Origin of the sequence: Paraburkholderia sp. D15, from assembly GCF_029910215.1 — a bacterium.
GTDB lineage: Bacteria > Pseudomonadota > Gammaproteobacteria > Burkholderiales > Burkholderiaceae > Paraburkholderia.
The window spans coordinates 592,224-604,467 of sequence record NZ_CP110396.1; the positions used below are offsets into that span (position 1 = coordinate 592,224).

The 12,244-nt window shown below is 65.3% G+C and carries 11 protein-coding genes; 5 read left to right on the top strand and 6 right to left on the bottom strand.

Translation table 11 applies throughout. From position 1 onward, the window contains the following. Positions 1–220 precede the first annotated feature (220 nt). On the bottom strand, positions 221–1,471 hold the full coding sequence (locus LFL96_RS22395; protein ID WP_281002892.1) for an arsenic transporter: 1,251 nt from the start codon (positions 1,469–1,471) through the stop codon (positions 221–223). 211 nt (positions 1,472–1,682) lie between these two features. Continuing rightward, positions 1,683–2,729: a sensor domain-containing diguanylate cyclase gene (locus LFL96_RS22400; protein ID WP_281002893.1), complete on the bottom strand. Its 1,047-nt coding sequence runs from the start codon at positions 2,727–2,729 to the stop codon at positions 1,683–1,685. A 222-nt stretch (positions 2,730–2,951) separates the two neighbouring features. Between LFL96_RS22400 and LFL96_RS22405 the strand changes: the two genes are divergently transcribed. From LFL96_RS22405 to dinB, 5 genes are all read left to right on the top strand, one after another. Then, complete coding sequence (locus LFL96_RS22405) at positions 2,952–3,509, top strand: cytochrome b (RefSeq protein ID WP_281002894.1); 558 nt, start codon at positions 2,952–2,954, stop codon at positions 3,507–3,509. Positions 3,510–3,703: 194 nt separating this feature from the next. Next, the gene (locus tag LFL96_RS22410; RefSeq protein WP_281003831.1) at positions 3,704–4,216 is read left to right on the top strand and encodes a YceI family protein; all 513 of its coding nucleotides are present in this window, start codon (positions 3,704–3,706) and stop codon (positions 4,214–4,216) included. 48 nt (positions 4,217–4,264) lie between these two features. Beyond that, positions 4,265–4,843 (top strand): YceI family protein, encoded by a 579-nt coding sequence (locus tag LFL96_RS22415; protein ID WP_281002895.1) that lies wholly within the window; start codon positions 4,265–4,267, stop codon positions 4,841–4,843. Positions 4,844–5,226: 383 nt separating this feature from the next. Next, entirely contained in the window at positions 5,227–5,844 is a 618-nt protein-coding gene (locus LFL96_RS22420) for a hypothetical protein (RefSeq protein WP_281003832.1), read from the top strand. Positions 5,845–5,978: 134 nt separating this feature from the next. Then, positions 5,979–7,145, top strand: coding sequence for a DNA polymerase IV (gene dinB, locus LFL96_RS22425; RefSeq protein WP_281002896.1), 1,167 nt, complete (start codon positions 5,979–5,981; stop codon positions 7,143–7,145). On the opposite strand, the gene LFL96_RS22430 is transcribed toward dinB, so the two are convergent. The 4 genes from LFL96_RS22430 to LFL96_RS22445 form a co-directional block, all read right to left on the bottom strand. After that, on the bottom strand, positions 7,112–8,632 hold the full coding sequence (locus LFL96_RS22430) for a heavy metal sensor histidine kinase (protein WP_281002897.1): 1,521 nt from the start codon (positions 8,630–8,632) through the stop codon (positions 7,112–7,114). The genes dinB and LFL96_RS22430 overlap by 34 nt on opposite strands. After that, a complete protein-coding gene (locus tag LFL96_RS22435; RefSeq protein ID WP_028200263.1) occupies positions 8,629–9,315 on the bottom strand; it encodes a heavy metal response regulator transcription factor in 687 nt (228 codons plus the stop codon). Before LFL96_RS22435 ends, LFL96_RS22430 begins: the two co-directional genes overlap by 4 nt. An 89-nt stretch (positions 9,316–9,404) precedes the next feature. Beyond that, entirely contained in the window at positions 9,405–10,934 is a 1,530-nt protein-coding gene (locus LFL96_RS22440; protein WP_281003833.1) for an efflux transporter outer membrane subunit, read from the bottom strand. A 41-nt stretch (positions 10,935–10,975) separates the two neighbouring features. After that, positions 10,976–12,238 carry an efflux RND transporter periplasmic adaptor subunit gene (locus LFL96_RS22445; RefSeq protein WP_281002898.1) on the bottom strand — a complete coding sequence of 421 codons (1,263 nt, stop codon included), beginning with the start codon at positions 12,236–12,238 and terminating at the stop codon, positions 10,976–10,978. Positions 12,239–12,244: the final 6 nt, after the last annotated feature.

Sequence of the window (12,244 nt, forward strand, 5' to 3'; positions counted from 1 at the left end):
TCCGCTGCGGATCGGCTGAAAAAAGGTCGTTGACTCAGCATAGAACATGCCGGCCGGAAGATTGCCTGGTGAATTCCCGTTGTACTGAGGAATCGCCGGCGATGCGATTTGCGGCCCGACCCGCGGCCCGCGCCGGGGCCGCTTGACTCGAACGTTGTGGCCGCGCAGTTCAAGCGCTTTTCAAGCGGTGCTCAAGCGGTGCTCAAAGCGCCGCGCGAACTCAGCCCAGCAGAATCCGCGCGCCGAGCGCGAGGACCAGCGCGGGCACCATCACCACCACGCCCACTTTCAGAAACTTCATGAAGCCGACGTCCTCGCCTTCGCGGCGAATCGCATTGAGCCAGAGGATCGTCGCGAGCGAACCGGTGATCGACAGATTCGGCCCGAGGTCCACGCCGATCAGCAGCGCATCGATCACGCGCGCGGGACTGTGCGCCTGCATCACCGTCGAACTGGCGATCAGGCCGGCCGGCAGGTTGTTCATCAGATTGCTGCCGAACGCGATCGCCGCGCCGGCCCAGCCCGCCGTCGACAGTTCGTTGCGCAGCGCCGCGTCGCGCGTCAGACGGGCCAGCGTGGTGATCACGCCGGTATGGTCGAGCGTTTCGACCAGCACGAACAGCGCGGCGACCAGCGGCAGCACGCTCCACGAGATCTCGCGGATCATCGGCAGCGGCGATTTGCGCTCCTGGATCAGCACCACCAGCGCCGTCAGCGCGCCGAGTATCGCGGTCGGCAGGCCGAGCGGAACGTCGAACGCGGACACCGTCAACAGCGCGACCGCCGTCACCGCGATGCCGGCCAGCGCCACGCGGCCGCTCGCGGACAGGTCGAGCGGCGCCAGATTAGCCTCGCAGGTGCCGCCCAGCGCGTCACGCTGGCTCCAGCGCAGCATCAGGTAAGTCGCGACGATCGACAGCAGCGACGGCAGCGCGAAGCGCATCAGCCACGCGCCGAGCGCGGGCGTGTGGTTGCCGTACAGCACGATGTTGGCGGGATTCGAGATCGGCAGCACGAAGCTGGCGGCGTTGGCGATAAACGCACACACGAACAGCAACGGCAACGGCTCGGTCTTCGCTTTTTTCGCGGCGGCGAAGACGGCGGGGGTCAGCACCACCGCAGTGGCATCGTTGGAAAGAAACGCGGTGATCACCACGCCGACCAGATAGACCAGCAGGAACAGCTTGCGTGGCGAGCCCTGCGCGTGATTCACCGCCAGCACCGCGACCCAGTCGAACAACCCTTCTCGGCGGCCCACTTCCGAGAGCAGCATCATGCCGAACAGGAACAGATAGACGTCGGTGCCCTTGCCGATCGCGACCAGCGCCAGATTCACCGGCAGCAGGCCCAGCGCGACCAGCAGCACGGCGCCGGTGACAGCCCACACCGCTTCGGGCCATTTGAACGGACGGGTGATGACGCCGGCCGTCGCCACCGCGGCGATACCCCAGGAGAGAAAAACGGAATTCAAAACGGGCGCCTTTTACCTTTTGCCAGGTTTTGTGTTTCGAGCCGCCCCGGTCGTGGATGGCCGGGGCGGTTGGATCGATCGTGTTTTTGGTCTCGCGCCGGGTGCGATCCCCGGCTTGCCGGCGCTGTTCGAGCAAACCTCATGCCCAGGAGACCCGCCGCGGGCCGTTCCGGTCCAGATCATGTCTGGCCGCACGGCGCCGAGCCGCGTTCTACGGATTCACGCGATTGACCGCCGCGATGCAATCGCGCCCGTTGTCCTTGGCCAGGTACAGTTGCGTGTCGACCAGATTCACGAACGCGACCGGGTCGTCCGACTCGCGTGGAATCACCGACCCCACGCCGAAACTCGCGGTCACCGTTTGCCGGAACGGCGAACGCTCGTGCGCGATTTCGGCGGCGCAGAGCCGGTCGCGGCAGCGCTCGGCGACTTGCCGCGCGGCCTCCGAACCCGTATTCGGCAGCACCAGCACGAACTCCTCGCCGCCGAAACGACCGACGAAATCGCCCGGCCGTACCGCTTCGCTCAACACTTCGGCAACCCGCTTCAGACACTCGTCGCCCTGCACGTGACCGTAGTAGTCGTTGTACGACTTGAAGAAATCGATGTCGGCCATGATCAGCGAAACCGGCGAGCCATGCCGTTGCGCGGCTTTCCATTCGCGCTGCAGCACCGCGTCGAATTCGCGGCGATTGCCGACCCCGGTCAGCCCGTCCTTGTACGACAGCGCTTCGAGTTCGCGTTGCAAGGCGGCGAGTTTTTCCTCGGTCTTCTTGCGCTCGCTGATGTCGAACATGAAGCCGACCAGCGCCTCGACCTCGCCGTCCGCGCCGCGCACCACGTGCACCACGTCGCGCAGCCACACGTAGTCGCCGCGGCTCGTCAACGCACGGTAGTCGGCTTCGTGATCGGTGCCCGCCTGCGATTGCGCGACACAGAACGCGACCACCTTGTCGCGATCTTCCGGATGCATGCGCGCCGCCCAGTCCTGCACGGTCTGCCAGCTCGACGGCGCCCAGCCCAGCAGCGCCTCGATCTGCGGCCCGATGTACGCGAAGGTCATGGTGGCCCAGTCGATCTTCCACGGAATCGCCCGGGTCGATTCGAGCAACGTGCGGTAGACGGCGGCATCGTGCTCCATGTACCCTTCGACTCCGGTCGCGGCCGGCGCCATGCGATCCGTTGGCGTTTCCTGGGGTGCCTCGTGCCGCAGAAAATCCGCGCCCAGGCTCGCTTTATTCTGGTCAGTGCTGTTCATCGATCGAATCCTCATCAGCGGTGCAGCCGGCAAATTAACACAGCGCCGCCCCGCCACCCCGCCTGAACGAAATTCGCGCCGTTTTATTCCACGGCCATTAGCGTCACCACGACAACAATCTGTTCCCTCCTACCCGGCTAGTCACGTTTCATTGGCATGCCTACCATCCGCATTCACCTGCAACACGTCACGCGACACGTCGCGTTTATCGAGCCTCCACGAATGAATGCCCGTCCTTCGGATTCCAACCGCTATCACGGCGCCGCCATTGCATTGCACTGGCTTATCGCGGCGCTGATGATCTGCGGTTTCTATATCGGCTGGATCATGACCGACATCCACGGTTTCTCGCCGACCAAGCTCAAGTATTTCTCGTGGCACAAATGGATCGGCGTCACCGTATTCGCGCTCGCGGTGCTGCGCGTGCTGTGGCGCGCCACCCATCGCGCGCCGCCGCTCGACGACGCGACGCCCCTGTGGCAGAAGGCTGCCGCGCATCTGGTGCATGGCCTGCTGTATCTGCTGATGCTGGCGATTCCGCTGTCCGGCTACTTCTACAGCTCGGCCGCGGGCATTCAGGTGGTGTATCTCGGCATCGTGCCGCTGCCTACGTTCATCGGCCCGGACCAGGCGCTCAAGGCAACGCTGCGCACGGTCCATGTGCTGCTCAATTACACGCTGCTGGCGCTCGTCGCGATGCACGTGCTGGCCGCGCTCAAACATCAGTTCGTCGACCGTGACGGACTGCTCGGGCGAATGATTCCGTTCCTCAAGTCATGACCGTGCCGCGATTGGCTACGGCTTGTTGGCAATTTAATTCCCAGCGGTGCGCAATCGACGCACGCGGGTTCGATAGGATGCGTACCACCATGAAAAACGACTTCAATCACTCCGCCACCGGGGCCGCGCTTCGTTCCGCCGCCGTTCGTTCCACCCTGCTGCGCTCCGTGCTCGCCGGCGCCGCTGCCGTGACCATGTTCGGCGCCGGCCTTGCGCAGGCCGATGTCGACACCAGCAAGAGCAGCGTCGTCGCCACCACGAAGCAGATGAACGTGCCGGTCGACGGCAAGTTCAGGAAGTTCTCCGCGCAACTGAATTTCGATCCGGCGAAGCCGACTGCCGGCAGCGCCAACGTGTCGATCGACACCGCCAGCTACGACCTCGGCGCGGACGACTACAACAAGCAGGCGCAAGGCAAGGAGTGGTTCGACAGCGCCACGTATCCGGCCGCGACCTTCGTGTCGAGCGCGATCGCACCGGCCGGCGGCAACCTGTACAAGATCACCGGCAAGCTCACCATCAAGGGCAAATCGCAGATCGTCGTGGTGCCCGTCACGATCGCCGCGCAGGGCGCGACACAAACCTTCGACGGCTCGCTGCCGATCAAGCGCTCGCAGTTCGACGTGGGCACCGGCGAATGGAAAGACACGTCGGTCGTCGCCGACGAAGTCGTCATCAAATTTCACCTCGTCGCTTCGAAGAAGTAATTCACCGACCCGAAGCGCCGCTACTCTTTCAGACACCTGGAGAACACCTTGAAGAAGTCCTTTCTGCTCGCCGCGGGCGCGCTCGCCGCTGCCCTGTCGTTCAACGCGATGGCCGCCGATACGTATCAACTCGATCCGACCCACACGTACCCGAGTTTCGAAACCGACCACTTCGGCGGCATCTCGACGTGGCGCGGCAAGTTCAAGAAGAGCAGCGGCACCGTCGTGCTCGACCGCGCGGCAAAGACCGGCACGGTCGACGTGACGATCGACATGAGCTCGGTGGACATCGGCAACGACAAGCTCGACGCGGAACTGGTCACGGACAAGTTCTTCGACGCCGCGAAGTATCCGAGCGCGACGTACAAGGGCACGCAGATCCGCTTCGACGGCGACAAGCCGGTGGAAGTGATCGGCTCGCTGACGATGCACGGCATCACCAGGCCGGTGAACCTGAAGATCGAGTCGTTCAAGTGCTTCACGAACCCGATGCTCAAGCGTGAAGTCTGCGGCACGGAATCGACCGCCACGTTCAATCGCGACGACTTCGGCATCGACTTCGGCAAGGCTTACGGCTTCAAGATGCAGACCACGCTGCATATCCAGGCCGAAGGCATCAAGCAGTAAGCGGCACACTCGATCGCCGTCGCGGTTGTAGCGGTTGTAGCAGTTGTAGCGGCGCGACAATGCATGCGTTGTTGCACGTGGTTGCATGCTCAACCACCGCGACAAGCGCGCGCGGAAAATCGATTCGTCGTAGGAATAGCCCTGTAAAACAGGGCTATTTTTCTTTTACGACCCCGCTCGACGCCGTGGCGACACCCTTTATAAGGTCATAATTTCCGCTTTCGGCACGCGCTAAAACTTGAGCGCGAAGAGCCGCCACATTTCCCCGCTGTTCACCGATTCAAAACGCATTACCCAACCTTAAAGTCGCCAGCACGGAAATCGAACCTTGTCTGGAGACGTTGGTGAAACAGTTGAAATATGCGGCGCTGGCCGCGACGTGCATGACCCTGGCCGCCGGTGCGGCGCACGGGCAGGAAGTCTACGTGCACGGCGGCACGCTCGGCGCGGGCATCGGCGCGGCGCTGCCGCTGACTTCGTGGGCGGGTGTGCACGCCGAATTCGAAGGTTTCGGCCTGTCGCATTCGTTCAATGTGGACGGCAATCAATACGACGGTCATCTGAAACTGCTGCAAGGCGGCCTGTATGCCGACCTCTTCCCGTTCAAGTCGAGCGGCTTTCGCGTGACGGCCGGCGCGCTGATCAACGACGACGAACTCACGGCCCACGCCGTGCCGAACGCCCAGGGCAACTACAAGATCGGCGACCAGTTCGTGCCGGCGGTCGGCGGCGCGCCGTCCACCACGGTGACGCTGCCGCGCGTGATGCCGTATCTCGGCATCGGCTACGGACACAAACCGGTCTCGAAGGGCTTCGGTCTGACGCTCGATCTGGGCGTCGCTTATGGACGTCCGCGCAGCACCTACAGCGTGCCGGCCATCTATTCGACGGTCGCGACGCAATCGAGCATCGACCAGGAAGAGCAGAACATCAGCAACAAGGTGGAACGCTACAAGCTGTACCCGGTGGTGCAGATCGGTGTGAGCTACCGCTTCAACTAGGCAGGCGCCGCGGGGACGTCCAGCGGGAGCACCCGGCTCGCCCAACCGGCGGGCGCGTTTTGCGGGACGGCAAGGTACCATGACGGATTGACTGACGGCACGTCGCCGTCGCACGACTTTCGTCTCCACCACTCATGATCTCCGCCAGCCGCCGCATCGCGCATCTCGACATGGACGCTTTCTACGCGTCCGTCGAACTGCTGCGCTATCCGGAACTGCGCGGGCACGCGGTGGTGATCGGCGGCGGCCGCAACGCGATACCGGAAACGCTCCCGGACGGCAGCCGCCGCTTCGCGCGGCTGCGCGAATACGCGGGGCGCGGCGTGGTGACGACCTCCACCTACGAAGCGCGCGCGCTCGGCGTGTTCTCCGCGATGGGCATGATGAAGGCCGCCGCGCTCGCGCCGGACGCGTTCCTGCTGCCCACCGACTTCGATTCGTACCGGCGCTACTCGCGCATGTTCAAGGCGGCGGTCGCCACGTTCACCGATCGCATCGAAGATCGCGGCATCGACGAAATCTATATCGACCTCACCGAGCTGCCGGGCGAGCCGCGCGACATCGCCGCGCGCATCAAGGACGCGGTCAATCAGGCCACCGGCCTCACCTGCTCGATCTGCGTCGCGCCGAACAAGCTGCTCGCGAAGATCGGCTCCGAACTCGACAAGCCGAACGGCCTCACGATCCTCACCCCGGCGGACATCGCGTTGCGGGTCTGGCCGCTGCCCGTGCGCAAGGTCAACGGCATCGGCCCGAAGGCCGCCGAAAAACTCACGTCGCTCGGCATCGCGACCGTCGGCGATCTGGCCGCCGCGGATGCGGGTCTATTGCAGGATCATTTCGGGCGCAGCTATTCGGCGTGGCTGATGCAGGTCGCGCAAGGCCACGACGAGCGGCCCGTGGTGGTCGAATCCGAGCCGAAGTCGATGAGCCGCGAGACGACCTTCGAACGCGATCTGCATCCGCGTCACGATCGTCCCGCGCTCTCCAGTTCGTTCACCGGTCTGTGCGTGCGCGTCGCGGAAGATCTGGTGCGCAAGGGCTACGTGGGCAAGACCGTCGGCATCAAACTGCGCTACGACGATTTCCGCACGGTCACGCGCGATCTGACGCTCGACGAACCGACCGCCGACGCCGCCGAGATCCGCCGCGCCGCGACCGAGTGCCTGCGGCGCGTGCAGTTGAACCGCAAGCTGCGGCTGCTCGGCGTGCGCGTGAGCACGTTGACGCCGGCCAGCGAGCAGGCGGCGAAACCGCGCCGGCCGGTTCAGGCGGACTTGCCCTTCACCAGCGACGAATAGGCGGCCGCCTCGGTCACGCCGGTTGTGCTCGTTGCGCTTGTTGCGCTTGATGCATTCGCTACGCTCGCCACGCCGGTTGCCGCCACATTGGCAGGCGGGCGCGGCGCGGGCATCGCCGCATCGACCTGCGACGCCGCAATCGAAAACACGAACGTATTGATGCCGTTCGCGCTTTGCGCCGACACGCTGCCGCGATGCATCTCCGCGATCGCCTTCACGATCGCGAGACCGAGCCCGTGGTTTTCGCGGCTATTCGTGCGCGACGCTTCCGCGCGATAGAAACGGTCGAACAGATGTTCCAGCACATCGGGCGCGATCGGCTCGCCCGGATTCGCGACCGCGATGCTGACCTGATCGTCGTCGCGCGCGATCGTCACGCTGATCTTCGCGCCGGGCTCGCAATGCTGGATCGCGTTCATCAGCAGATTCGTGCACGCGCGGCCGAACAGCGAGCGGTTCACACGCGCGTGGGCATCGCCGCGCAGCTCGGCATGCACGCGTGCTTCCTCCAGCGGAATTTCGAGGAACTCCAGCGTGTGTTCGACCTCCGCCGCGAGCGACACCTCGATCAAGCCGGTCGCGCGTTCGCCCTGATCGGCGCGGGCGAGGAACAGCATGTCGTTGATGATCGCGCGCATCCGCTCGAACTCTTCGAGATTCGATTGCAGCGTGTGGCGCAGATCGTCCACCGAACGGTTGCGCGTCAACGCCACTTCGGTTTGCCCGATCAGGATCGTCACCGGCGTGCGCAGTTCGTGCGCCACGTCCGCGTTGAACGATTCGAGCCGCCCATATGCGCCGTCGAGCCGTTCGAGCGCGCCGTTGAACGAATACGCAAGGTCGTTCAGTTCAAGCGGCAGCGAGGCCGTATTCAAACGCTGCGAGCGATTGTTCGGACTCACCGCGGACGCATCGCGCGTGAGACGCGTGAGCGGCGCGAGGCCCAGCCGCGTGACCGAATAACTGAGCAGCAGCACCGCGAGACTGCCCAGCGCGGACAACGCGGCCAGCGCCGAACCGAACACGCGCATGGTGCGGATATTCGGCGAATAGCTCGCGGCCACCTGCAATTGCAGCGGCGGCCGCGGACCGTTGGCCGGAATGGTCACCGTGGAGGTCAGCATGTCCTGCGGACCGCCCGCCTGTTTCACGCGCGCGTAGCCGCCCGACCAGCTCTTCACGACCGCGCCTTCGACCGGTTTGCCGTACTGGAAATACGGGTCGGCGCTCGACACCGAATACACGGTGCTGCCATCGTGCGGCGTCATGTCGGTGAGTTTTTCGCGGCACATGCGCCACTTTTCCGGCGTCACGGCGTGATAGACGATGATGCGGGCGATCTGCGTGCGGTCGTCGAGCGACTCGCGCAGATGGTGTTCGAGTTGCGTGCGCAATACGAGGAAGAGCCCGGTGCCCACCAGCGTGAACACGGACAGCGCGACCAGCGCGAACATCAGCGCCAGCCGGCGGGCGATCGATCGGTTCATGTCTGCTCCGCCTCCTCGCGCACTTCGAGTACGTAGCCCATGCCGCGCACCGTGTGCAGCAGCTTGGACGGAAACGGCCCGTCGAGCTTCGCGCGCAGCCGCTTGATGGCCGTCTCGACGACATTCGTATGGCTGTCGAAATTGACATCCCACACGAGCTCGGTAATCGCGGTCTTCGACAGAATGTCGCCTTGCCGGCGCGCCAGCACGCTGAGCAGCTGGAACTCCTTCGCGGTCAGGTCGAGGCGCACGCCGTCGCGGGTGGCGCGCCGGCCGATCAGATCGACGAACAGATCGCCGACCGAGATCAGCGTGGACTCCTGCGAGCGCGTGCGGCGCGCAAGCGCATGCAGACGCTCGACCAGTTCGAGGAACGAAAACGGCTTGGTCAGGTAGTCGTCCGCGCCTTCGCGCAAGCCGCGCACGCGGTCGTTCACGTGGTCGCGCGCGGTCAGCATGATGACCGGCGTCGACTTGCGCATGCGCAGCGCCTTGAGCACGCTGAAGCCGTCGCGCTTGGGCAACATCACGTCGAGCACGATCACGTCGTAGTCGAATTCAGTGGCGAGATGCATGCCTTCCTCGCCGTCGAGTGCGACGTCGACGACCCAGCCCTGCTCTGTCAAACCGGAGCGCAGGTAGTCCACGACCTTGTGCTCGTCTTCAACAATCAGCAATTTCATGCGCGTCCCCTTGTCTGTGCATTATACGAAACGCCCTGCATTGCCTGCCCGACCTCTGCCACGTACCGCTCGTTCATGATCTGCCGGGCTCACCGCGCGGGAGCCATGGCCTCCTGTGCGTCTTCGGAATGCGTCGTCGCTGTCGCGGCAGCCGGCGAGGCTGCCCGCGGCATGGCCGGGTCCGGCCGGGCCGGCGTGCCTGCCGGCGCGTCTGTCGCCGTGCTGCCCGCGAGCGGCGCGGCGGCATCCCAACCGCCGCCCAACGCTTTCACCAGGGCCACCGACAGCGTCATCTGCTGCCCACGAATCTGCACGTCCTGACGCTCGCTGGTGAGCAACGACTGCTGCGCGGTGATCACGTCAAGATACGCGACGAGGCCGCCCGAGTAACGGTCGTTGGCGAGCGAGAGCAGATGCTGCGCGTCCGTGACCGCCTCGTGCGACTGCTTCGCCGCGCCGTCCAGCACCGATAGACCGGTGATGCCGTCCTGCACCTGCTGGAACGCGGTCAGCACGGTTTGCCGGTAATTGGCCTCGGTCGCCTTGTAGCCTTCGCTCGCATACTTCACGTTGGCGGCGCGGCGGCCGCCGTCGAACACCACCTGGCCGACGGCCGCGCCGAGCGTCCACATCAGCGTCGGCGCGCTCAGCAGGCTGGCGAACTGGGTCGCCTCCCAGCCGATGCTCGGCGTCAGCGTCAGGCTCGGGAAGAACGCGGCCTTGGCCACGCCGATCTGCGCATTCGCGGCGGCCATCGCGCGTTCGGCCGACGCGATGTCGGGGCGGCGCTGCAACACGTCGCTCGGCAAGCCGAGCGGGATGGCCGGCACCTGCGCGGCGATCACCTTCGGCGCGATCGAGAATTGCGGCGCGGGCACGCCGACCAGCGCGGCGATCGCATGTTCGTATTGCGCGCGCTGATTGAGCAGCAGTTGCGCCTGCACCTTCGTCGAGTCGAGCAGCGACTTCTGCTGCAGCACGTCGAGCCCGGATACCGAGCCGAGATCGTGCTCGGAGCTCACATAGTCGAGCGCTTTCTGTTGCAGCTTGACCGACTGGTTCAGCACGTCGATTTCGGCGTCGAGTTCGCGCAGCGAAAAGTAGTCGGTCGCGAGATCGGTGGTGAGCACGAGCCGCGCGTTCGCCAGATCGTCCGCCGATTGCTGCGCGGACGCCGCGGCGCCTTCCACCTGGCGGCGTATCCGGCCGAATAGATCGGTGTCGTAGTTGATCGTCGGCCCGAGCTGCACGTTGTTCTGCACCGTCGACACGGTCGGCACCGCGTAGTTGGTCAGCGGCCGGTCCTGCGAAATGCGGAAACGCGAGCCGGACGCCGCGAGGTCGACCTCGGGAATCTGCTGCGCGCGCGTGTTCGCGAGCGTGGCTCGCGCCTGCTGGTAATGCGCGCTGGCGGCGATCAGCGTCTGGTTCTGCGCGAGCGCATCGGCTTCCAGCTCGGCGAGCGCCGGGTCGTCGAACGTGCGCCACCAGTCCAGCGCGAGCGGCGCGTGCGACGGCTCGGCCACGCGCCAGTACGAATCGGTCTGCCACGTGGGCGGCACCTCGGCCTGCGGACGACTGTAGTCGGGTCCGACCGTGCACGCGGCCAGCAAGGCCATGCCTGCGGCCGAGGCGATCGCGCGGTATGTGCCCACGTACCTCACGACGCCCCCTTGGCGTTGCCTTGCGACTGCGGCTGCGGTTGCGACTGCGGCTGCGATTGCTGCTGCGTGACCTGGACGTGATCGCCGTCCGCGATCGAATCGCTCGGGTTGATGATCACGCGGTCGTTCGCCTCGATCCCGCTTTCGATTTCGAGCGACTGCCCGAGATCCTGCGCGATCACGATCTTGCGCAACTGCACGTTGCCCTGCGCGTCCACCACCGCGAGCCGCGGGCCCTCGGCGCGGAACAGCAGCGCATTGCCCGGCACCATCAATTGCGCGTGCGCCACCGCCGGCACCGCGACCTGCACGTAGGCGCCGGGGCGCAGCTTGTCGTCGGGATTGGGCAGCGTCACTTCGATCTGCAATGAACGCGTGGGCACGTCGATCGCGCCGGAAATGTGCGTGATCGTGCCGTGGAACGGCTGGCCCGGCAGTTCCGCCTGGGTGACCACCACGTTCTGTCCGACCGACACGTTCTGCGCGTAGGCCTGCGGCAGTTGCACGTAGACCCGCAGCGGGTCCGATTGCGCGAGCGCGAACAGCGCGCGGCTGGTGCCGCTGCCCGCGTCGATCAGGTCGCCGACATCGACGTTGCGTTGCGTGACCACGCCCGTGAACGGCGCGACGATGCGCTTGAACGATTCGAGCTGTTGCAGGCGCTTCACGTTCGCATCGGCGGCGGCGAGATTGGCGAGATCCTGCGTGTAGGTACTCTGCCGCTCGTCGAGTTCCTGTTGCGAAACGGCGTCGCGCTGACGCAATTGCTGCCAGCGGTCCAGCGAGCTTTTCGCGAGGCCGAGGCTCGAACTGGTCTGCTGACGTTGCGCGAGCGCCTGCGCCAGTTCCTGATCGATTTCCGGCGTGTCGAGTTCGGCCAGCAGTTGACCCTGCTTCACCTTCGCGCCGATGTCGGCGTACCAGTGCAGCAGATAGCCGGTGGACCGCGCGTAGATCGGCGACTCCACGTTGCCGCGCAAGGTGCCCGGCAACAGCGTGACGTTGCCGCTGCCCGCGCTCTGCGTGGGCGTCACCACGTTCACGTACTGGGTGGCATTCTGCTTCGTCGTCTCGTCCACCGAGCGGCCTTGCAGCACGTCCGCGATCACCGTGCGCAGCGCGCCGACGGCGAGCAGCGCGAGCACGATCCAGACGGCGAATTTGGCGCGCTTCCATTCGCGATGGCGCGGCGGCAACGCGTGCCCGCCTTCGGTCTCTCGAGCGGGAATCGCTAGCGATGCATGGGTTTTTTCAGTCATGTCAGT

What these genes read in the sequence shown, in the direction of transcription:
- LFL96_RS22440 (WP_281003833.1), bottom strand. Translation starts at nt 10,934, where the DNA reads ATGGCCTTGCTGGCCGCGTGCACGGTCGGACCCGACTACAGTCGTCCG.
- LFL96_RS22400 (WP_281002893.1), bottom strand. Translation starts at nt 2,729, where the DNA reads ATGAACAGCACTGACCAGAATAAAGCGAGCCTGGGCGCGGATTTTCTG.
- LFL96_RS22405 (WP_281002894.1), top strand. Translation starts at nt 2,952, where the DNA reads ATGAATGCCCGTCCTTCGGATTCCAACCGCTATCACGGCGCCGCCATT.
- LFL96_RS22410 (WP_281003831.1), top strand. Translation starts at nt 3,704, where the DNA reads ATGTTCGGCGCCGGCCTTGCGCAGGCCGATGTCGACACCAGCAAGAGC.
- LFL96_RS22435 (WP_028200263.1), bottom strand. Translation starts at nt 9,315, where the DNA reads ATGAAATTGCTGATTGTTGAAGACGAGCACAAGGTCGTGGACTACCTG.
- LFL96_RS22420 (WP_281003832.1), top strand. Translation starts at nt 5,227, where the DNA reads ATGACCCTGGCCGCCGGTGCGGCGCACGGGCAGGAAGTCTACGTGCAC.
- dinB (WP_281002896.1), top strand. Translation starts at nt 5,979, where the DNA reads ATGATCTCCGCCAGCCGCCGCATCGCGCATCTCGACATGGACGCTTTC.
- LFL96_RS22445 (WP_281002898.1), bottom strand. Translation starts at nt 12,238, where the DNA reads ATGACTGAAAAAACCCATGCATCGCTAGCGATTCCCGCTCGAGAGACC.
- LFL96_RS22430 (WP_281002897.1), bottom strand. Translation starts at nt 8,632, where the DNA reads ATGAACCGATCGATCGCCCGCCGGCTGGCGCTGATGTTCGCGCTGGTC.